The following is a 20,841-nucleotide window of genomic DNA, read 5'->3' as shown; positions in this document are numbered from 1 at the left end:
AATAACAATAATGGATTTGATTTAACTTCCATTTAATTTTTTAAGGGCTATTTTCTTTATTTTTACGTCTTAATATTTTTAAGATGGCCATTCGTTTAAGAGCAGTATTATCTGCTATTTTGATTTCTTTTCTACTTTCACAACATAGTTTTTCCCAACGTAAAAATAAGGTTGATGATGATGTCTTATTAAGGTCGAGACCCAAATTGGTCGTGGGTATTGTAGTGAATCGGATGCGCTATGATTACTTGACACGGTTTTATGATCAGTTTGATGAAGGTGGGTTCAAAAGGATGGTGGAGGAAGGTTTTAATTGTAAGAACAATCATTTTAATTACGCCCCTACAAGTACGGGCCCTGGTCATACGTCTGTGTATACGGGGACGACTCCCGCCACTCACGGTGTTATTGGTAATAATTGGTATGACAAAGAAAACGACGTTGAAGTTTACTGTGCCTCGGATGATAGATATGATTCTGTGGGCACCACTTCTGATGCCGGACAAATGTCCCCACACAGAATGACCGTAACTACGGTAACCGATGAGCTACGACTGAATACCCAAATGCGAGGGAAAACCATTGCCATTGCCTTGAAGGATAGAGGTGCCGTACTTCCAGGAGGGCATACTGCGAATGCAGCGTATTGGTTTTACGGAGGCAATGAGGGAAAATGGATTACAAGTAGTTATTACATGGATGCCCTGCCAAAATGGGTTAACGACTTTAATAGTTCGCGTATAGCCCAATCCTATAAAAAAGGTTGGAATACCTTAAGGGATATAAACTCATATATTGAAAGCGGGGTAGACGATAATGCTTTTGAAGGACTTTTTGAGGGTGAAACCGCATCTTCATTTCCTCACAACCCACAGAATTTGTTGGATAAGATCAATGATTTTGAAATTATAAAAAGTACTCCGTATGGTAATAGCCTTACTGCGGATTTTGCAATCGAAGCCTTAAAACAAGAGCAATTGGGCCAAGACGATATAACGGACTTTTTAGCGATAAGTTTTTCCAGTACAGATTATGTTGGGCATATGTTTGGGGTAAATTCAAAGGAGGTGGAAGATACGTATATACGTTTGGATTTGGACCTAGCCCGACTTTTCAAGGCTTTGGATAAAAATGTAGGAGAAGGAGAGTATACCGTTTTTTTAACTGCGGATCACGCTGCCATTGATGTACCATCGTATTTAATTTCTGCCAAAATTCCAGCTGGTTATGTGGATTATAACACCTCTAATGATAGGTTCTCAGAATTTTTGAAATATAAATATGGGACGGAGGAAATAGTGAAGAACTATTCCAACTACCAGTTTTTTCTGACTATAAGATTATAGATAATTTAGATTTGGATATTAAGGAAGTGCAGGAAGATATTGCCAAGGAGTTCTTAAACTATGATTACATAGACAGGGTCTACACCGGTTATCAAATGTGGCAGAATAGTTATACTTCGGTATACCCTATATTTTGCAAAACGGGTATAACCAAAAAAGATCTCGGTGATGTTCTGCTAGTATTAAAGCCGGGTACCATTAGTTATTCCAAAACAGGATTCACCCATGGGTCTCCTCAGATTTATGATACTCATGCACCGCTACTCTTTTTTGGAAAGGGCATAAAAAAGGGCAGTACGGTTGAGCGAACCGAAATACCCGATATCGCCCCTACTATTTCAGCGTTATTGGGAATAGCCTTCCCAAGTGGGACTACAGGAAAACCGATTTCCAAGGTATTGGAGTAAGGAAGCTATGGACAACAATCCTATTGGAATTTTTGATTCGGGTATTGGAGGAACTTCGATTTGGAAAGAAATCCAGACCTTGATGCCCAATGAAAACTGTATTTATTTGGCGGATAGTAAAAATGCTCCATATGGTGAAAAGTCCCATGAAGAGATTTTAAACCTTAGTGTTAAGAATACAAGATTTTTAATTGAGAGGAAATGTAAGTTAATTGTAGTAGCCTGCAATACGGCCACCACAAATGCTATCGAATATTTGCGAGATCGATATGATATTCCCTTTATTGGAATAGAACCTGCAATTAAGCCTGCGGCCTTAAATTCAAAGTCCAAAAAGGTGGGTATTCCGGCTACCAAAGGAACCTTGACAAGTGCGTTGTTTCATAGTACGAGCCAAAACCATGCAGCAGGAATCGAAGTAATTGAAAGGCAAGGTAAAGGCCTTGTCGAATTGATTGAGAAAGGAGACTTGGAGAGTGAATCCTTAAAGTCACTTCTAAATCAGTTTATACAACCTATGTTGGAAAAGGGTATAGATTATTTAGTATTAGGATGTACACATTATCCGTATTTAATTCCCGTTTTAAAGGAAATTTTACCCTCAAATGTGCAAATTATTGATTCCGGTGAAGCGGTAGCAAGACAAACCAAGGCTATTCTACTTAAACAAAATCTCATGAATGATTTGGACGGGATAGGTCACCATCAATTTTATACGAATGGAACTATTGAAGTTCTTGAAAGGTTTGTGTTAAATGCCGCACCTAACCTTAGTACGGAATATCTCGGATTTTTAATAGATAGCTTCAATTGAACTTTATGTATCATTAATTTTTTCTTCCATACGTAAGATAGGTAAAATCGTATTTGTGTTTTTCATCTTTTGGATGGTATTCCTCAGCAATTACTTTCCAAATCTGATTATCGATAGACGGAAAAAAAGTGTCCGCCTCAAAAGTACTATGTACCCGGGTCAGTTCAATGGCATCGGCATATTGTTCCCCTTGTTTGTAAATTTCACCACCCCCTATTATATACGCTTTTTCGTTTTTGATTAAGTCAAGTGCTTCCTTTAAGGAATGTACTACGAGACAATCGTCGTGATCTACTTTATAATCAGGGTCTCTTGTAACAATTATATGTATTCGGTTGGGCAGCGGCTTTGGAAAACTTTCAAAAGTTTTTCTTCCCATAATCATTTTATGCCCGTAAGTTAAACGTTTAAACCGTTTAAAATCATCAGGGAGGTGCCACAAAAGATCATTATCCTTGCCAAGGGAATTATCTTCCCCTGCTGCGGCAATCATTATTATTTGTTTTTTACTGTTCATATTTATACTGGAGCAAAAAATGAGCCATATAAATTGCTATGGCTATCTTTAGAAATCAAAGTTAAGAATTAGACTTTAGAGAAATTTACTATAAACAGCTAGAAAACTCATTTCCAAAAAATAAATGATCCATGGACAAAATAAAAAGGGAGTTTCCCGTCCTCAGAAAGTGCACTTATCTAAATACGGCGGTCTATGGGCCTATATATGATTCCTTGATCGATTGGAGACAGGAGCATGATTTGGACGCCTTGTTACACGGAAGCGAGATGTGGGATCAGACCCTAAAAACGTTATCCGATACCCGAGAAAAAATTGGTCAGTTTTTTAATTCCGACCAAGATAGGGTCTCTCTAGTATACAATTATTCCTTGGGAATGAACCTGCTATTGGAGGGTATAGATGCCAATAAGAATGTACTGCTTTTAAGTAATGATTATCCATCGGTAAACTGGCCATTTGAAAGTAGAAAATTCAATACAACGATTTTAGATATCACTTCTGATTTGGAGGAAAGAATAGAAGAAGTTATAAAAGCGAATCATATTGATATTTTCGCCTTTAGCATCGTGCAATGGCTGGATGGATTTTTAATTGATTTAGAGTTTGTCAAAAGATTAAAAAAGGCAAATCCAAATCTTTTGTTAATTGCCGATGGCACGCAATTCTGTGGGGCCATGTCCTTTGACTTTAAGGCTTCCGGTATCGATGTATTGGGCGTTAGCGGCTATAAATGGCTGCTGTCCGGTTATGGTAACGGGTTTATGCTCTTTACTGATAATCCGGAGGACAAACTTGAAGTAGTTTCTACAGGCTTTAATGCGGCAAATGGGAATTTCAAGAATAAGGATACGCTTGCACTTGCCAAAAAATTGGAACCTGGCCATTTGTCAAGTCTTAACTTTGGAAGTCTGAAATTTTCCCTGGATTTTTTGAATACTATAGGAATGGATAGAATTACGGAGCATAATCAAACTATGGCCAATAGGGTTAAGAATGAATTAATTGAATTGGGATTGTTGCAAGACCATGTGATAGACCGTAAAAGTCATAGTACAATTTTTAATATAAAGGCTGATCAAAAAATGTTTCAGTTATTAATGGATAATGACATTTTATGTTCACAGAGAGGAGATGGTGTACGATTAAGTTTTAATTTCTATAACGGAATTGATGATTTGCAACATCTTATAAAAGTCTTAAAAACATAAAGGTAGGAATTACTTACTTCCAATATTTAAAAGACAATATTTTTGGAGAGCAGTTAATTTCAGCTAATTTTTTGCCAATTTCATAAAAATGATATTAACCGTTGACAATGAGGAGGTTAATGTGTTAGCTTTGTCCTGAATTTAAAAACTAAAATCATGGCAATTGCAAAACAATATCTAAAGACCAAACCGGTGTGTAAGGTAACCTTTACAGTTCCTGCAGAAGATGCAAAGAAAGTAGCTGTAGTTGGTGACTTCAATGATTGGAGTCCAAAAGGAAGTACATTGAAAAAATTAAAAAACGGGACTTTTAAAGGTACGTTTGACCTTCCTAAGGAAAGTACATTTGAATTTAAGTATTTAGTTGATGGTACTTATGTGAATGAAGCTGAAGCGGATCGCTACCAGTGGAACGAATATGCAGGTTCAGAGAATGCTGTATTGGAGTTGTAGACATTTTTAAACTTATATAAAGGGAACCTTTTGAGGTTCCCTTTTTTTATTATGTAATTTGAATAGTCCTATTAAGCCCATGTATCGGTAGGGTAAATGTGAAGGTGGCGCCGTCATTCGGAATACTATGAACCCTTATTGATGAGTTATGAAGTTCAACAATTTTTCTAACAATAGCGAGTCCCAACCCAGCGCCTTCATTCTTCTTTCCTGATTTGGTTTGCCTATAACGTTCAAAAATTAGAGTCTGATTCTCTGTTTTTATACCATATCCGCTATCTTTGATATTGATTTCTACATTTTCATCCTTTTTCAAAACACTAATGGTTACGATTCCTTTACTTGGGGTAAATTTTAATGCATTGTCCATTAAGTTTTGAATTGCGCGCTCCACTAAGGATATATCTGCAAAAACTAAAGGAAGATTTTCATCCATATTCAGATCTAGATGAATATTCTTGTTCTTTGCTAAAATCAGATTATTGCTATATATATCATTGGCAAGTTCGCTTATTAAAAAAGGCTCTCTTTTTGGCTCGATTTGATTGGCTTCCAATTTTGAATATTCAAAAAGTTGCGTTATTAATTTGGCAAGTCTTTTACTTCCATTTTCAATGGTATTTAGGTAGTTGTCCCGTTGTTCTTTTGTCAACTTGTTACCTTTCATCTGTAAAGTCTCAATATATCCCTGAATTACCGCAAGGGGAGTTCGTAGGTCATGTGATATGTTAGCGATAAGTTCTCTTCGTAAACTTTCAATGGATTGCAGTTTGTTCATATCCTCCAAAATAGTGTCGGCCATTTCATTGAAAGTAGTGGTTACAGAAGCTAAATCGGACCTTTCTGCATCCTTTATTCTGTACTCAAGGTCCCCCTGTTGAAAGCGTCTAGTGGCATGTACCAATTCACGCAAGTTCTTTGTTAGGTACCAAACGGAAATAATGGCCAAGAGCGAAGTGAACAACAGCGTAAGGAATAGATTTCCAAGTCCCATTTTCATAATATAACTTCCAAATAATAATTCTCTAGTATTAAGGAACTCCTTGCCTGCTAACAAGATATAAATGTACCCTTCCATATTTTCTTTTTGGAACTTGGCAGCCGAAAAAACTTGTTTTTTGGTAAGGTCTTGGGATCTTCCCCCAAAAAATATCCCTGGCCCTTGTTTTCGATAAAGTTGTTGATGGGCTTAAGGTCAATTTTCATATCATTGGTCTGAGGGGCATCGTGATCCAAAACAACGGAATATTGAACAACTCCTTCGGTATTTAATAAATATACCTCAATGGCCCTGTTTACAGCCATCATATCATGCATGATATCACCAAATAACGCTTTATTTATTTGCCCATTTATTTGGAATGGACTTTCATTTGTAAATTTTTCATCTATAAGGTCTTGAGCCAAATTAGCATGTAGTCTTTGCGTTGTTTCTGCATAGTATTTTTCGGATAGATATACCGATGAAATGGTGTAGGCTATTCCGGCTACGACCAATATGGCCAAAAATGATAGGATAAGTTTCCGTATCATGGAAATGGATAGAAGAGAATTTTTCATCTATTTTCTTATAATAAACCTATGGATTAGGTGTTTGACTTTTTGATAATCTTGATTATTGATTAAGAAATTTTTATTGTCGACTTTCATAAGTCTTCATTGAATTTATACCCTATGCCCCAAGTAGTTAATATATAGGTGGGATTACCCATATCTCGGCTCTATTTTGGAACGAAGTCTGTTAATGTGAGAATTTACCGTATGTTCATAGCCGTCAAAATCATAACCCCATACCAAGTTCAAAAGCTTTTTACGGTCATAACTTTTGCCAGGGTTAGATGATAATAGTATCAATAGTTCAAACTCTTTTGGAGAGAGATCTACTCTTTGGCCATTTATAATAATTTTTCGGGTTTCTATGTTGATGGTTAGATTACCAAACTGGCTTACTTTTTCAAAACCTTCCTTTTCAGAATATTGGGCAGTCATCTTTTGTCTTCTGAAAATAGCCTTTACCCGGGCGATAAATTCCCTAACACTAAAAGGTTTGGTCAAATAATCGTCGGCTCCAATTTCCAAGCCAAGAACCTTATCTATTTCCTCAGATTTGGAGGTAAGCATAATGATAGGGGTCTCAACATTTTTGGCCCTTAGTTTTTGACATATTTCAATCCCGTCCATTTCTGGCAACATGATGTCAAGAATAATAAGACTAAATTCATTTTCAAGTGCAATCCTTAAACCTTCATCACCTTTTTGGGATGAAATCACCTCACATTGTAGGTCTTTTAAGTGTATTTCAAGAAGATGAACTATTTCAATATCATCCTCAATAATTAGAACTCTTTTCATATTTGCTAAATAAAAAAATAGATATCACGAAACCTTCACAATAAGGGTAATAACCAGGAATACTAAGGAATAAGTCGCTTTAAGTCTCTTTTTCTTTCATTTATATATAATATTTCTCAATGGAGAGACTTAGATTATTAAAAAAATTGATTTTTCCGTGATTTTTCTGTTATAGCTAGTCGATTTCTTTGCCAAGAATCTAAAAACAATCGATTATGAAAACACTAAAAACACTTTTATTTCTCTCCATTATCATTGTATTGGTTGGTTGTAGTACAGATGATGATGAACCAATTGCGGCACAGGTAAGTCCAGGTACCTTGTCCGGAGGCCCTTTTTCATTTACTGTAGACGGTGTTCCTGATATGGTCACCAATATTACCCTGGACGCCACCAATCTTTCCGGGAGTTTACAAACTTTTGTGATTACGGATGATAGCAAGAATATCCTGGGCCTTCCTCCCAATATGGCGGCTTTGGAAGGGGTCGATTTTGATGTGGCAGGGGTCGGCTCTTGCTATATTTATCATCTGACCTATGAAGAGGGTCTGTCAGGCTTGGAGCCGGGTATGAATCTGGACAATCTTACTGGTGATTTTGCACTGTCAAACTTTTTAATGGTGATTCGAAGCGGGTTGGATGCCGGAACCCTTGTTGGTGGGCCATTTCAGTTCATAGTGGACGGTATCCCGGATATGGTTACGGAGATATCCTTGGACGAATCAAAGTTGAACGGGGATACGCAAACGTATGTAATTACCGATGATATGGGTGGAATTTTAGGATTGCCCCCAACGTTGGATGCCGTATTGGGCATTGATTTTGATGGAGCTGGCGAAGGTACTTGTTTTATATACCATTTGACGTACAGCGAAACTTTAATGGGCTTAGAAGCGGGTATGAATATCAACGACTTTCAGGGTGAATTCGATTTATCCAATTCCATAGAGGTAAATAGGGTGGGTCCGGATGCCGGACTACTTTCGGGCGGTCCCTATGAATTTGTGGTTGATGGAAAAGTTGATAATGTGACTTCCCTGTCCTTTGATGGTACTAACGTAAATGGTCAATTTTCAACTTTCGTAATTACGGACGAAGATTTGAAGATACTAGGAATACCTCCAACATTGGAGGCGGTGAAAGGAGTAGATTTCGATGGTGCAGGAGTAGGAGTGTGCCTCATTTGGCATATAACCTATCAAGAAGGACTCATGGGGCTTGAAGCCGGTGGTAATGCTGCAGCCTTAAACGGTGTTTTCGCCCTTTCAAATTCAATTGAAGTGACACGCTTGGCACTAAACGCAGGTAAATTGGAAGGTGGACCATACGAGTTTACCGTAGATGGCTCGCCGGATATGGTAACCGGACTTTCTTTGGATGCCTCTGACTTAAATGGAAGCAATCAAGGATTTATTATTACTGATGCCGATTTGAACATTCTCGGTTTGCCTCCAACCTTGGAAGCTGCTAAAGGTGTGGATTTTGATGCTGCGGGCGAAGGAATCTGTCTCATCCGGCATATCACCTACGAAGACGATATCATGGGATTGGAAGCAGGAGCCAATGCCGGAAACCTGCAAGGAAACTTTGCCCTTTCCAATTCCATCATGGTAACCAGAAATGCCCTGAACGCCGGCGCCTTGGAAGGAGGTCCCTTTATGATCACCGTGGACGGAACACCGGATATGGTCTCCGGAATTACCTTGGATGAAACCGATTTGAACGGTATGAAACAAACCTACGTTATTACGGATGATAGTGGTAATATATTAGGCTTGCCCCCAACCTTGGAAGCCGTTGAAGGAGTCGATTTTGATGGTGCTGGCGTAGGTATTTGCTTTATTTGGCACCTAACATATAGTGATGGACTAATGGGCTTGGAGCCTGGCATGAACACGGCCGATTTAGAAGGTTTCTACGATTTTTCAAATTCCATCCAAGTTACCGTAATGGCAATGGCCGATTGAAAAAGAAAATTTTTAAAAATAGATGGTATTAAGCTGTCCGACGGCCAAAAGCCCAACCTTTCTCTGTAGAGGTTGGGTTTTATCCTTTTTCAAAAGAAACTAAAATTAGGATTGGGATAAATTATCTTTATTTATAACTAAGGTTGATATTTAAACGGCAACAGCCCCTTTAATATGCGGGTGCGGATCATAATCCAACAACGTAAAGTCTTCGAACTTAAAATCGAATATATCCTTGACATCAGGATTTAATATCATTTTAGGTAACGGTCTTGGTTCTCTGCTCAATTGAAGTTCAACCTGTTCCATATGGTTGTTGTAGATATGAGCATCTCCAAAGGTATGAATGAAATCCCCAGGCTCATAACCGCATACTTGGGCCATCATCATGGTAAATAGGGCATAGGAAGCAATGTTGAAGGGAACTCCCAAGAAAATATCGGCACTACGTTGGTATAGCTGACAGGACAATTTGCCGTCTGCCACATAAAATTGAAAAAATGCATGGCAAGGAGGAAGGGCGGCCTTTCCATTGGCCACATTTTCAGAAAATGATTTGGAAGTATCCGGAAGAACACTTGGGTTCCAAGCCGACACCAACATGCGTCTGCTATTAGGATTGTTTTTTAGGGTTTCAACAATCTCTTTTATTTGGTCAATCTCATCACTGTTCCAGTTCCGCCACTGATGTCCGTACACAGGACCTAGATTCCCATTGTCATCGGCCCATTCGTTCCAAATACGAACACCATTTTCCTGTAAATATTCAATGTTGGTATCACCTTTTAAAAACCAGAGCAGTTCATAAATGATGGATTTAAGATGTAATTTTTTAGTAGTAACCATGGGAAATCCCTCGCTAAGGTCAAATCGCATCTGATACCCAAAAACACTTTTGGTTCCGGTTCCGGTTCTATCGCCTTTTTGGTTCCCTTCATTTAAGACATGCTTCACTAGGTCGTGGTATTGTTTCATTTTTCCTATTTGGTATAAACAACGGTAATAATCTTTACAAAAATAGTGAAAGACTGCTTCTTGAAAGCCGGCAAACAATTAGGTTATAAAAAATTATCAACTACTACTGGAAAGACGATACTAAAGTTTAATCATTTTTTTAGAGGTAAGATATCCATCCTCATTGCTTAAGTAAATAAAATAAATACCCGATGAATAAAGGGATGTCTCTATTTCAATATTTTTTTTGTTTTCAAATTGTTTCTTGAATACTAGCTGTTTATTTGAATTTATGATGGTAATGGCAATTCTATTCTGAATTTTACCAAGATTTATTTTGATAGTTTCAGTCGAGGGGTTGGGATATAGAATAATTTCCGATTCATTGATGAAGGGAGTGGGTTCAACATAGGTATAACCGGAACCTGGGTTTTCACAGCCTATTATGGTCTGATCAGAATCCGCAATACCATCACCATTTTCATCATCGTACCAAACTGTTTCGGGGTTGATCATTTCATTTGTATCATCACAATCCGACACGGGCAATGCATATTGGGTATATCCCGTTCCGGGTGAGTTACAGCTTTCCATGGTGGAAGCGGCATAACCGTCCCCATCGGCATCGAGGTACCAAGTGGTTGCCTCGAAGATATTAGGGTCGGTATCATCACAATCCGACACGGGCAATGCATTTTGGGTATATCCCGTTCCGGGTGAGTTACAGCTTTCCATGGTGGAAGCGGCATAACCGTCCCCATCGGCATCGAGGAACCAAGTGGTGGCCTCAAAAACATCGGGGTCGGTATCATCACAATCCGACACTGGCAATACATTTTGGGTATAACCGGTTCCGGGGGAGTTACAGCTTTCCATGGTGGAAGCGGCATAACCGTCCCCATCGGCATCGAGGTACCAAGTGGTTGCTTCGAAGATATTAGGGTCGGTATCATCACAATCGGACACGGGCAATACATTCGGGTATAACCGGTTCCGGGGGAATTGCAGCTTTCCATGGTGGAAGCGGCATAACCGTCCCCATCGGCATCGAGGTACCAAGTGGTTGCCTCGAAGATATTAGGGTCGGTATCATCACAATCCGACACGGACAATGCATTTTGGGTATATCCCGTTCCGGGTGAGTTACAGCTTTCCATGGTGGAAGCGGCATAACCGTCCCCATCGGCATCGAGGTACCAAGTTACGGCCTCGAAGATATCGGGATCCGAGTCGTCACAATCGGACACGGGCAATACATTCCGGTATAACCGGTTCCGGGGGAATTGCAGCTTTCCATGGTGGAAGCGGCATAACCGTCCCCGTCGGCATCGAGGTACCAAGTGGTTGCCTCAAAAACGTCCGGATTCGTGTCGTCACAATCCGAAACTGGCAGCACATTCGGGTATAACCGGTTCCGGGGGAGTTACAGCTTTCCATGGTGGAAGCGGCATAACCGTCCCCATCGGCATCGAGGTACCAAGTGGTTGCTTCGAAGATATCGGGATTCGTGTCGTCACAGTCCGTCGTGGGCAATACGTTTTGAGTATATTCAGGGCCTGGACTTGTGGAACTTTGAACAATGGGAAGAACGGCATATCCATCTCCATCTGCGTCACGGTACCAGTTATAATTAGTGGTTGAATTTCCCGGATTTTCCTTCAAGGCTATCACTACGGTTGTGGTTTTGTCAAACGAAATTTCAAAACCAGCCGCATCTTTCTGTGTACTACCACTATTGGAAGAGGATGGGTGCATAATCGACATAAATAGAAACCTATAATCCGGGGAAAAAGTTATTCCAGTAGGTTCAGCTCCATTGGGAGCAATCCCAAATATTTCGACATTGGGATTGCTTTGCGAATGTCCATTTTTTACGACCCATATATAATTATTTTCGCCATCCTGCATTACCCAAAGATTACCTTCACCATCAAAAGCCAAATTATCATTTCCATAACCCCAATTCACATTAGTAGTGCCATTTTGGTGTGATATCGAGTAGGTGGTGTTACCTACATATGTTTCCATATTTACCACCGTTGTTCCAGTGATGGGATCGGAGTCAAGGAATCTATACACCCTGTCCTCATTTTTTACAGCGAAATACACATAACCATCAGGCCCAATTTCAACGTCCTCGATTCCGCTGAAAACGGTAGCTCCCACATCGGCGCTCCGGGCATTCGTGGAATTTCGTTCACTTGGAGTCGTATTGGCCAAAAGCACCCATTCACCGGAGCCGCTTTTAGATCCGCGATACACATACAGTTTTCCACTGCTAAGATTTTGTGGGGTATCCGCCACAAATTTGAACAAATAACCCACAGAGGCATCGGCCCCTTGGTAGGCAGTCCTTTGATTATTATGTATTACCAAATTTTCATGCTTGAAATTTCCAAGAGCCCATCTCTTTTCGATAACGGTCTTGGTCACAGGGTCTATTTCCACTGCCCATCCAAAGTCATCGTATCCATCATTGTTACTGTCCACAGGAAATGGATACTGGTTGGCAATCTCCTGAGAGGTATATTCTTCACAGCTTATAATGGTATTCCATGGAGTTACCGTTCCGGAGCAATTGGCTATGGTGCCTGCAACAGGTGTAAAGTCTACAGCTTTTGAATAAGAGGTTGACCATAATTTTGTACTGGCATTGAAGTTAATGTCTAAGATTGAATTTCCCCCTGGAACAGTTTCATGGTTAATACTTAAATATCCATTTTCACTGTTCCCTCCAATAGGTACATAACCGGTAAAATCTGCATATCCAGGAAGTTGATTTCCATCCGAAAGTGTTTCTCCTTGTGTAATTATTTTTTGGAATGTATGGGACGACGGAATTACAAAATCCGAATTTCGGACGGTAGGTTCAACGGATTGAAAATCGGCTATATTTTGACTAAAGCTCAAGGTCGACCATAAGGGAAAGACAAACAAGGATAGCCTTATGTAGAATTTGAATGACATAAAGAAGTACAATATTTTGATTAAGTACCTCTTGCCAAGGTAGTTAATTTAGGATACGAAGGTTGTACTTGTGGGCTAAAATGCAGCATTAATCGGGGTAAGCAAAGCTGCGGGAGGGTTTATTAATAATAAGAAAGAACTTTTACCCCAAAATCATCCCCGCTATAGTAGCAGACAATAGCGAGGCAAGTGACCCTCCCAATACTGCCTTCATTCCAAACTCGGACAGTGTTTTACGTTGTCCCGGAGCCAAGGAACCAATTCCGCCAATTTGGATTCCTATCGAAGCAAAGTTGGCAAACCCACAAAGCATATATGTCGCCATGATAATGGACTTTTGATATCCCAAACTGGGAGTGACCGATAAATCCTTTAACTCCGCCAATTGGGTATAAGCAACAAATTCGCTGGAAGCTAATTTAATTCCCAATAATTGGCCCATAAGGGCAATATCCTCGTTGGCCACTCCAATAAGCCACATCAATGGAGCGAAAATAGTTCCAAGTATAGCCTCCAATGATAACCTTTCAAATGAGGAATGTTGTGCAACAAATTGATTTATGTTGGTAATATTGCCAACATACCCAAAAATACCATTTAACATAGCAATAAAGGCTACAAAGACCAAAAGCATGGCACCTACATTTACCGCGAGCTTTAATCCTTCTGTGGTACCATTTGCGATGGCATCGAGCAAATTGGTTCCTATTTTTTCTGTGGAGACTTTGATGTTAGTGTCGACTTCTTCGGTTTGTGGACATAATATTTTGGAGACCACGATAGCCCCTGGGGCAGCCATAACGGATGCGGCTATGAGGTGACGTGCAAATTCGAGTCGTAGTGCCTCATCGTTCCCTCCTAAAAACCCTATGTAGGCTGCGAGAACACCACCAGCAACGGTAGCCATTCCTCCAATCATTACCAACAGAATTTCAGATTTTGTCATTCTTTCCAAATATGCCTTGATCATCAATGGTGCTTCGGTCTGTCCTAAAAAAATATTTCCGGCCACTGAAAGACTCTCAGGATCCGAAATTCCTAGAGACTTGGTCAAAAGCCATGCAAGTCCCTTTACTATTTTTTGAATGATTCCCAAGTAAAAAAGGACTGAGGTCAAAGCCGAAAAAAAGATGATGGTAGGTAGAATTTGAAACGCGAATACATAGCCGATATTTGGGTTGTCTATATTCATCAGATTACCTAATAAAAACTGACTCCCCGCGACCGTGAAATTTAAGATTTCATTGAATATTTTTCCTAATACCGTAAAAATGGCCCTAATGAAAGGAACCTTTAAAATCCCTATGGCCAATGCCAGTTGTATGGCAAGTCCAATTCCAACAGTCTTCCAGTTAATTGCCCTCTTTTTGGAACTGAATAAAAAGGCAAGCCCAAGCAGTATAAGCATCCCAAGTACACCCCTCCATAAACTGTTGAAAGAAAATCCTTCGTTGGGAATAACCGAGCTCAATTGTTCCCCTTCAATGTCATTTAAGACCGTGCTATCAACGGAATTTATGATTGTATCAGGGGTTTGGGAAAATAATAAGAAAGTGAAAATGAATAGGAGGGAGGATAGCCAAATCTTTTTTTTCATGCGCCAAGGTTGTCAATCAATTTCTCTTGGATATTTCATCCCTTAACTTTGCGGCCTTTTCGTAATCCTCGCTGGCCACCGCTTTTTTAAGTTCCTGCTCCAATTCATCTATGGTCAATTCTGTATAGCCGTCTGTAGCGCCTGAGTCTATTTCAACGGTTTCTCCTTCTTGAAGTATCTCGTCCACAACAATGCTGTCATCGCTTTCCTTTTTTTCTGTTTCTTTGGAAGAAAACTTCAGAAAAATACCAGCCTTGTCCAATATGGTTTTGTAGGTGAAAATGGGAGCGTTGAAACGAAGCGCCAATGCAATGGCATCACTTGTCCTGGCATCAATGATTTCCTCAATACCGTCCCTTTCACAGATGATACTGGAATAGAAAACTCCGTCCACCAATTTATGGATAATCACCTGCTTTATGACGATGTCAAAGCGGTCAGCAAAATTCTTAAAAAGATCATGAGTAAGTGGCCGTGGTGGCTTGATTTCCTTTTCAAGTGCTATGGCTATGGACTGAGCTTCAAAAGCCCCTATGACAATTGGTAATTTTCTGTCTCCCTCTACTTCATTCAATATTAGGGCATACGCACCATTTTGTGTTTGGCTATAAGAAATCCCTTTTATTTTCAATCGTACTAAACTCATAAATATTATAAACTAAAAAAGCTGTTCAAACACTTGGGACTCCAACTATTCGAACAGCCCTTTGTGGGGCACAAATTAACAAAAATTAGCTGTTTTGAGCTTTAAATTCCTTTAATTTTTCGATTAACTCCGGCACTACTTCAAATGCATCACCTACGATTCCATAGTCCGCAGCCTTAAAAAAAGGAGCCTCTGGATCATTGTTTATGACCACTTTCGTTTTTGAGGCACTGACACCGGCCAAATGTTGGATAGCACCCGAAATTCCTATTGCAATGTACAAGTTACTTGCAACGGGTTTACCGGTTTGCCCAACATGTTCACCGTGTGGTCTCCAACCTAGATCGGATACAGGTTTTGAGCATGCAGTGGCTGCACCGAGAACATCTGCCAATTCTTCGATCATTCCCCAGTTTTCAGGTCCTTTTAAACCTCTTCCTGCAGAAACAACGATATCTGCATCTGCAATGGTGGCTTTGCCAACAACCTTATCGATATCCGTTGACTTGGTTTTAAATTCAGAATCAAGGGCTACATTGAAATCTTCTATGGATACATCAGTAGGTGTTTCCACTGTTCCGAAAGCATTATTGGATACCCCAATAATCTTTATATCGGTCTTAATGACCGTATGGGCAAATCCTTTGTTACTGAAAGCAGTCCTCTTCACCTGAAATGGTGAAGTACTTTCCGGAGCAGCCACTACATTAGGGACATAACCTGCCTTTAATTGCGCAGCTAAAAGTGGGGCCATATATTTTGCATCTGAACTTGAGCTGACAATTACCAAGGTGGCGTTCTCAGATTCTATGGCCTTTGCCATTACTTCTGCCGTAGCTTTGGCATTGAAGGGGGTAAGGCTGGCATTCTGAACGTTCAATACTTTGGCGACACCATAGGTGCCCAAAACATCGTTTTCTTTGCAATTTAGGGAGACGGCGGATGCCGAAGTTCCCATTTGTTTGGCTACTTCCGCTGCATAGGAAGCCACTTCAAAGGCATTTTTTTTGAATTTTCCGTTTTCTGATTCCGTATATACTATAACTGACATTTCTTCTTGTTTTTATTTTTACAGCTTTAAAACGCTTTTAAATCACCTTGGCCTCGTTGTGAAGTAATGAGACGAGCTCATCCACGGTTTCGGCCAGTTTTATTTCTCCTTTTGGTGCTGGTTTGTCGAACTTGACATCATCAGTGGCATGTACACCTTCTATAGGTTCCACTACATTCAAGGCTTTTTTCTCGCCATCATAATACCGCGCATGTTGGGAATTTTGAGGTCGCTTTCCTCTACCAAGCCTTTTTGACCCCCAACAACCAAAGGTAGGGAGGTGCTTAAGGTTTCCTTTCCGCCATCAATCTCCCGAACCGCAGTTACATTATCTCCTTCGATCTCCAATTTTATGCAGGTATTTACAAAATTCATATCCAATAAGGAGGCAAGAATTCCTGGTACCATTCCACCGTTATAATCTATAGATTCCCTTCCCCCAATGATCAAATCATAACCACCATTCTTTGCGATCTCGGCCAGTTGCTGGGCCACAAAAAAACCATCTGTTGGCACGGCATTGACCCTAATGGCCTCATCGGCACCAATTGCTAAAGCCTTTCTCATTGTGGGTTCTACGCTGGCTTCTCCAACAGTAGCCACATGTACGGTGGCGCCTTGTTTTTCTTTTAACCACATGGCCCTTGTAAGTCCAAACTCATCATTGGGGTTTATTACAAATTGCACACCGGAAGTATCAAATTTGGTGTCTCCATCGGTGAAGTTTATCTTGGATGTAGTATCCGGTACATTACTTATACAAACTAGTACTTTCATTGAATAAAATCTTTTTTGTGTTGGGAACGAAGATAACCAATAATTTGTAAATTTACTATGCATGCATAGTAAATTTTATAACTTTTTTTAAAACGGCCATCCGTTAAATTGATATATAATTTCCTATTTTTGCTTGCTTTCAATTGAAGGTTAAAAGACTAATATTTCTTATTGACATGAAAACACTACAGTTTAGAGAAGCGATTGCGGAGGCAATGTCCGAGGAGATGCGTAGGGATGAATCCATATATCTTATGGGTGAGGAAGTTGCGGAATATAACGGAGCCTACAAAGCTTCTAAAGGTATGCTGGATGAGTTTGATCCTAAAAGGGTAATCGATACGCCTATCGCGGAATTGGGATTTGCCGGGGTCGCCGTGGGATCAACCATGACTGGAAACAGACCTATAGTAGAGTTTATGACCTTCAACTTTTCGTTGGTGGGTATTGACCAAATAATTAACAATGCTGCCAAAATTAGGCAAATGTCAGGAGGCCAATTTCCATGCCCTATTGTTTTCAGGGACTGAACCGCTTCTGCCGGTCAATTGGCAGCGACACACTCCCAAGCTTTTGAAAGCTGGTATGCCAATTGTCCTGGTTTAAAGGTAATCGTTCCTTCAAACCCTGCCGATGCTAAGGGCTTGTTGAAATCAGCTATCAGGGATGACGATCCGGTCATTTTTATGGAATCCGAACAAATGTATGGTGATAAAGGGGAGGTTCCTGAAGGTGAATATACTATTCCTATCGGTGTTGCCGACATAAAAAGAGAGGGTAAAGACGTGACCATTGTTTCCTTTGGAAAAATTATCAAGGAGGCCTACAAAGCGGCCGATGAATTGGAGAAGGAGGGAATTAGTTGTGAAATCATAGATTTACGCACCGTAAAACCATTGGATTATGAGGCCATTGTAAAATCCGTGAAGAAGACAAATAGATTGGTGGTGTTGGAAGAGGCTTGGCCTTTTGGCAATGTGGCCACGGAAATCACCTATCACATCCAAGCAAATGCATTTGACTATTTAGATGCTCCTATAGTAAAAATCAATACGGCAGATACACCCGCACCTTACTCTCCTGTTTTGTTGGAGGAATGGTTGCCCAATCACGAAGATGTTATTAAAGCTGTTAAAAAAGTATTATATAAGTAACTATTGAATAGTGTAAAGTTATCTTAGCTTCTTCGACCCATGTTGAAGAAGCTTTTTTATTGGTACACTATTTGCACTGAGGCACGAGGGAACAGTATATACATGAATAAACTCTTTTTCTATTTTCTGTTGTTTATAACGGTTACGGTACTAGGTCAAACCAAGGTTGGGGGTATTGTTACTGATGAGAGTGGGGAGCCTGTAGCATTCGCTAATATTCTTTTTAAAAATTCGACAGAAGGTACTATTACCAATGATAACGGAAGGTTTTATCTAGAATCTGATACTACGTATGATGTTTTGGTGATTTCATTTATAGGGTATGACACTAAGGAAATTGAACTTGCCTCAAGGGTAAATTATGATATGAAGGTGGTTCTTGCTGAGGCCACGGAACAATTGAATGAGGTTGTATTGATTTCAGGTAAACAGTCCAAAAAGAATAATCCCGCCGTGGATATCCTTCGAAAAATTTGGGCCAAGAAACGTGAAAATGGCGTTAGAAAATTTAAACAGTACGCCTTTGATAAATACGAGAAGGTAGAATTTGATTTGAACACCATAGACAGCGCGTTGATGAAACGTAAAATCTTTAAAGGTCTCGGAGTTTGTGTTTCAGGACTTGGATACTTCAAGGATTACCGGCAAAACATATCTACCCATTTTTTTGAACGAAACGTTTTCTAAAGTATATGGTGACAATGTTTTAAATGAGGAAAAGGAAGATATTTTGGGGAATAAGAACTCGGCTTTGAAAATAATCAAGCAATTATTGCCTTTGTACAGGATCTTTATCAGAGTTATGATATTTATGACAATTATTTAAAGTTTTTTGACAAGAGCTTTACCAGCCCCCTTTCCGAACGGGCGTGGATACTTATAATTATGCGCTGCGAGACAGTGCCTATATTGATAACAAGTGGTGTTATAATATTGTTTATTACCCTAGGAGAAAGAACGAACTTACCTTTAAGGGTGATTTTTGGGTAAACGATTCTACTTGGGCCATAAAGAACATCAATCTGGAAGTAACGAAAAGTGCCAATATCAACTGGGTAAAGGAAATTTATATTGAACAGGATTTTGAAGTGGTGAACGATTCCCTTTTTCTTTTAAAGAGGGATTATATGTTGAGCGATTTCAGTTTTCAGAAAAAGGAAAAATCCGGAGGTGTGTATGGAAAACGTACGACGGTGTACGACAACTATGAATTCGATATGGAAAAACCAAAGGAGTTTTACCGAAAGGATTTAAATCCATTGGATATCAATTTAATAGTTCAGGACGATGCCTTTTGGGAAAAGAACAGATTGGAATCACTTAATAAGGATGAAGCGGGGATTTATACCTTGTTGGATACTTTAAAAACCGTTCCCAAATTTAAGTCCTATTATAATCTGGTCAGTATTTTGGGATCTGGATATGTGGAGATCGATAAATGGGATTTGGACATTGGCAATGTATATGATGTGTTTGGATACAATCCTGCGGAAGGTCCGCGGGTGAGATTGGGAGCTAGGACCTACAGGGGCCAAAATGATTTGTGGCGATTAGAGGGATACGTGGCATACGGATTTACCGATAGAAAAATGAAACATGGTCTTAGCGGAAAATTTCTCATAGACCCAAAGACCCGATTGATAATTTCCGGTGGAAACCGGCGTGATATTGAACAATTGGGGGTTAGCTTAACGGCTACCCGTGATGTATTGGGACGTAGTATTGCATCCTCTTCACTTTTGACCGTGGGAGCCAATAATAGGTTGACGAACATAAACCTGAGTGCGTTAAGTTTTGAGCTGGAGCCCATAACAAATTTCAGGGTGTCTTTAGGGGGAACCTTTAGAACATTGAGTTCGGCCTTGCCGAATGACTTTAGCTTGGAGTACGTCGATCCTGACTCACCTACCGGTATTTCATCTGAAATACGGCAATTCGATTTTAACACCCTTTTGATTTACACGCCTGGGAAAAGGACGATTGGGTACGGGGTGGAAAGACGGGATGTAAACGATACCTATAGTACACTGTTACTTAACTATACAAAAGGAACAAAAGGTGTCTTGGACAGTGATTTTAACTATCAGAAATTACAATTTTCGTATAGCCAACCTTGGCAATTGGGTGGTTTTGGCCGATTAATGAGCACTGTGGAATTGGGCAAGACCTTTGGGGAGGTTCCTTTGGGGTTGTTAAGCGTGATTCCGGGAAACCGAGACCTTTTTCTCGAATTATGGGACATTTCCCAATTTGGATTTTTATGAATTCGTTACCGATACATATGCATCGGTTCATTTGGAACACAATTTTAATGGAAGGCTCTTTTCTAGGATACCTTTTTTACGTAAATTGAACCTGAGGGAAATTGTAGGCTTAAGAGGTGTTTGGGGAAGTTTATCGGATGAGAATATTGCCCTAAGTACCCCCGCTACCCTAAATACGCCCTTAAGAGCTCCCTCGGAAAAGATATATTATGAATACTCTTTTGGGATAGGGAATATATTTAGGATTTTCAGAATCGACTTTAACTTTAGGGGCAACTACTTGGACAACCCCAACGCCGAGACCCTTCGGTGTTACAGGAACCTTTGGTTTTAGTTTTTGATTTGTAAATACAATTATCGAAAA

Annotated in this window: 16 protein-coding genes and 3 pseudogenes; 8 read left to right on the top strand and 11 right to left on the bottom strand. The window is 39.9% G+C overall.

What is annotated here, in order from left to right; genetic code table 11:
* Nucleotides 1-83: 83 nt before the first annotated feature.
* Genes pafA through murI form a run of 3 tightly spaced genes read left to right on the top strand, consistent with a single transcriptional unit; the run spans nucleotide 84 to nucleotide 2,567 of the window.
* A complete protein-coding gene (pafA, locus tag NYZ99_RS14980) occupies nucleotides 84-1,346 on the top strand; it encodes an alkaline phosphatase PafA (RefSeq protein WP_260572037.1) in 1,263 nt (420 codons plus the stop codon).
* Between the two features lie 11 nt (nucleotides 1,347-1,357).
* Nucleotides 1,358-1,753: an alkaline phosphatase family protein gene (locus tag NYZ99_RS14975; RefSeq protein WP_260572035.1), complete on the top strand. Its 396-nt coding sequence runs from the start codon at nucleotides 1,358-1,360 to the stop codon at nucleotides 1,751-1,753.
* Nucleotides 1,754-1,760: 7 nt separating this feature from the next.
* Nucleotides 1,761-2,567, top strand: coding sequence for a glutamate racemase (gene murI, locus NYZ99_RS14970; RefSeq protein ID WP_260575253.1), 807 nt, complete (start codon nucleotides 1,761-1,763; stop codon nucleotides 2,565-2,567).
* A 13-nt stretch (nucleotides 2,568-2,580) separates the two neighbouring features.
* Here murI and NYZ99_RS14965 read toward each other — a convergent pair whose 3' ends face one another.
* The gene (locus NYZ99_RS14965) at nucleotides 2,581-3,084 is read right to left on the bottom strand and encodes a dihydrofolate reductase (protein ID WP_260572033.1); all 504 of its coding nucleotides are present in this window, start codon (nucleotides 3,082-3,084) and stop codon (nucleotides 2,581-2,583) included.
* A gap of 131 nt (nucleotides 3,085-3,215) precedes the next feature.
* Between NYZ99_RS14965 and NYZ99_RS14960 the strand changes: the two genes are divergently transcribed.
* On the top strand, nucleotides 3,216-4,295 hold the full coding sequence (locus NYZ99_RS14960) for an aminotransferase class V-fold PLP-dependent enzyme (protein ID WP_260572031.1): 1,080 nt from the start codon (nucleotides 3,216-3,218) through the stop codon (nucleotides 4,293-4,295).
* Nucleotides 4,296-4,451: 156 nt separating this feature from the next.
* On the top strand, nucleotides 4,452-4,748 hold the full coding sequence (locus tag NYZ99_RS14955) for an isoamylase early set domain-containing protein (protein WP_260572029.1): 297 nt from the start codon (nucleotides 4,452-4,454) through the stop codon (nucleotides 4,746-4,748).
* 49 nt (nucleotides 4,749-4,797) lie between these two features.
* On the opposite strand, the gene NYZ99_RS14950 is transcribed toward NYZ99_RS14955, so the two are convergent.
* The 3 genes from NYZ99_RS14950 to NYZ99_RS14940 all read right to left on the bottom strand — a co-directional run bounded on the left by NYZ99_RS14950 (nucleotide 4,798) and on the right by NYZ99_RS14940 (nucleotide 7,100).
* Entirely contained in the window at nucleotides 4,798-5,826 is a 1,029-nt protein-coding gene (locus tag NYZ99_RS14950) for a sensor histidine kinase (RefSeq protein ID WP_260572027.1), read from the bottom strand.
* Entirely contained in the window at nucleotides 5,799-6,308 is a 510-nt protein-coding gene (locus NYZ99_RS14945) for a hypothetical protein (RefSeq protein WP_260572025.1), read from the bottom strand. The genes NYZ99_RS14950 and NYZ99_RS14945 overlap by 28 nt, the downstream gene beginning before the upstream one ends.
* Nucleotides 6,309-6,452: 144 nt before the next feature.
* Nucleotides 6,453-7,100: a response regulator transcription factor gene (locus NYZ99_RS14940; RefSeq protein ID WP_260572023.1), complete on the bottom strand. Its 648-nt coding sequence runs from the start codon at nucleotides 7,098-7,100 to the stop codon at nucleotides 6,453-6,455.
* A gap of 215 nt (nucleotides 7,101-7,315) precedes the next feature.
* Here NYZ99_RS14940 and NYZ99_RS14935 point away from each other — a divergent pair, with 215 nt between their 5' ends.
* Entirely contained in the window at nucleotides 7,316-9,067 is a 1,752-nt protein-coding gene (locus tag NYZ99_RS14935) for a hypothetical protein (protein WP_260572021.1), read from the top strand.
* A 150-nt stretch (nucleotides 9,068-9,217) separates the two neighbouring features.
* On the opposite strand, the gene NYZ99_RS14930 is transcribed toward NYZ99_RS14935, so the two are convergent.
* The 7 genes and pseudogenes from NYZ99_RS14930 to NYZ99_RS14900 all read right to left on the bottom strand — a co-directional run bounded on the left by NYZ99_RS14930 (nucleotide 9,218) and on the right by NYZ99_RS14900 (nucleotide 17,059).
* The gene (locus NYZ99_RS14930; protein WP_260572020.1) at nucleotides 9,218-10,042 is read right to left on the bottom strand and encodes a thymidylate synthase; all 825 of its coding nucleotides are present in this window, start codon (nucleotides 10,040-10,042) and stop codon (nucleotides 9,218-9,220) included.
* A 120-nt stretch (nucleotides 10,043-10,162) separates the two neighbouring features.
* Nucleotides 10,163-10,987 (bottom strand): T9SS type A sorting domain-containing protein, encoded by an 825-nt coding sequence (locus NYZ99_RS14925; protein ID WP_260572018.1) that lies wholly within the window; start codon nucleotides 10,985-10,987, stop codon nucleotides 10,163-10,165.
* 267 nt (nucleotides 10,988-11,254) lie between these two features.
* Nucleotides 11,255-12,931 carry a PhoX family protein gene (locus tag NYZ99_RS14920; protein WP_260572017.1) on the bottom strand — a complete coding sequence of 559 codons (1,677 nt, stop codon included), beginning with the start codon at nucleotides 12,929-12,931 and terminating at the stop codon, nucleotides 11,255-11,257.
* 199 nt (nucleotides 12,932-13,130) lie between these two features.
* Nucleotides 13,131-14,585: a NupC/NupG family nucleoside CNT transporter gene (locus NYZ99_RS14915; protein ID WP_260572014.1), complete on the bottom strand. Its 1,455-nt coding sequence runs from the start codon at nucleotides 14,583-14,585 to the stop codon at nucleotides 13,131-13,133.
* 16 nt (nucleotides 14,586-14,601) lie between these two features.
* Nucleotides 14,602-15,231 (bottom strand): bifunctional nuclease family protein, encoded by a 630-nt coding sequence (locus NYZ99_RS14910; RefSeq protein ID WP_260572013.1) that lies wholly within the window; start codon nucleotides 15,229-15,231, stop codon nucleotides 14,602-14,604.
* An 85-nt stretch (nucleotides 15,232-15,316) separates the two neighbouring features.
* Entirely contained in the window at nucleotides 15,317-16,282 is a 966-nt protein-coding gene (locus tag NYZ99_RS14905) for an electron transfer flavoprotein subunit alpha/FixB family protein (protein ID WP_260572012.1), read from the bottom strand.
* A gap of 37 nt (nucleotides 16,283-16,319) precedes the next feature.
* Nucleotides 16,320-17,059 (bottom strand): annotated as a pseudogene (locus tag NYZ99_RS14900) (electron transfer flavoprotein subunit beta/FixA family protein).
* A 176-nt stretch (nucleotides 17,060-17,235) separates the two neighbouring features.
* Here NYZ99_RS14900 and NYZ99_RS14895 point away from each other — a divergent pair.
* Together NYZ99_RS14895 and NYZ99_RS14890 are read left to right on the top strand one after the other, a co-directional pair.
* A pseudogene (locus NYZ99_RS14895) lies at nucleotides 17,236-18,213 on the top strand (pyruvate dehydrogenase complex E1 component subunit beta).
* Nucleotides 18,214-18,315: 102 nt separating this feature from the next.
* A pseudogene (locus tag NYZ99_RS14890) lies at nucleotides 18,316-20,818 on the top strand (DUF5686 family protein).
* Nucleotides 20,819-20,841 lie beyond the last annotated feature (23 nt).

The sequence above is a fragment of the Maribacter litopenaei genome (assembly GCF_025244665.1).
Taxonomy (GTDB): domain Bacteria; phylum Bacteroidota; class Bacteroidia; order Flavobacteriales; family Flavobacteriaceae; genus Maribacter; species Maribacter litopenaei.
Note: the sequence above shows the minus strand (reverse complement) of the source record. Positions and strands in the feature narration are given on the sequence as shown.

Excerpts from the sequence above, each read along its gene's own strand:
- NYZ99_RS14930 (WP_260572020.1), bottom strand. The coding sequence starts at position 10,042 with ATGAAACAATACCACGACCTAGTGAAGCATGTCTTAAATGAAGGGAAC.
- NYZ99_RS14950 (WP_260572027.1), bottom strand. The coding sequence starts at position 5,826 with ATGGAAGGGTACATTTATATCTTGTTAGCAGGCAAGGAGTTCCTTAAT.
- NYZ99_RS14935 (WP_260572021.1), top strand. The coding sequence starts at position 7,316 with ATGAAAACACTAAAAACACTTTTATTTCTCTCCATTATCATTGTATTG.
- NYZ99_RS14960 (WP_260572031.1), top strand. The coding sequence starts at position 3,216 with ATGGACAAAATAAAAAGGGAGTTTCCCGTCCTCAGAAAGTGCACTTAT.
- murI (WP_260575253.1), top strand. The coding sequence starts at position 1,761 with ATGGACAACAATCCTATTGGAATTTTTGATTCGGGTATTGGAGGAACT.
- NYZ99_RS14905 (WP_260572012.1), bottom strand. The coding sequence starts at position 16,282 with ATGTCAGTTATAGTATATACGGAATCAGAAAACGGAAAATTCAAAAAA.
- NYZ99_RS14955 (WP_260572029.1), top strand. The coding sequence starts at position 4,452 with ATGGCAATTGCAAAACAATATCTAAAGACCAAACCGGTGTGTAAGGTA.
- NYZ99_RS14910 (WP_260572013.1), bottom strand. The coding sequence starts at position 15,231 with ATGAGTTTAGTACGATTGAAAATAAAAGGGATTTCTTATAGCCAAACA.
- NYZ99_RS14945 (WP_260572025.1), bottom strand. The coding sequence starts at position 6,308 with ATGAAAAATTCTCTTCTATCCATTTCCATGATACGGAAACTTATCCTA.
- NYZ99_RS14915 (WP_260572014.1), bottom strand. The coding sequence starts at position 14,585 with ATGAAAAAAAAGATTTGGCTATCCTCCCTCCTATTCATTTTCACTTTC.
- NYZ99_RS14940 (WP_260572023.1), bottom strand. The coding sequence starts at position 7,100 with ATGAAAAGAGTTCTAATTATTGAGGATGATATTGAAATAGTTCATCTT.
- NYZ99_RS14965 (WP_260572033.1), bottom strand. The coding sequence starts at position 3,084 with ATGAACAGTAAAAAACAAATAATAATGATTGCCGCAGCAGGGGAAGAT.
- pafA (WP_260572037.1), top strand. The coding sequence starts at position 84 with ATGGCCATTCGTTTAAGAGCAGTATTATCTGCTATTTTGATTTCTTTT.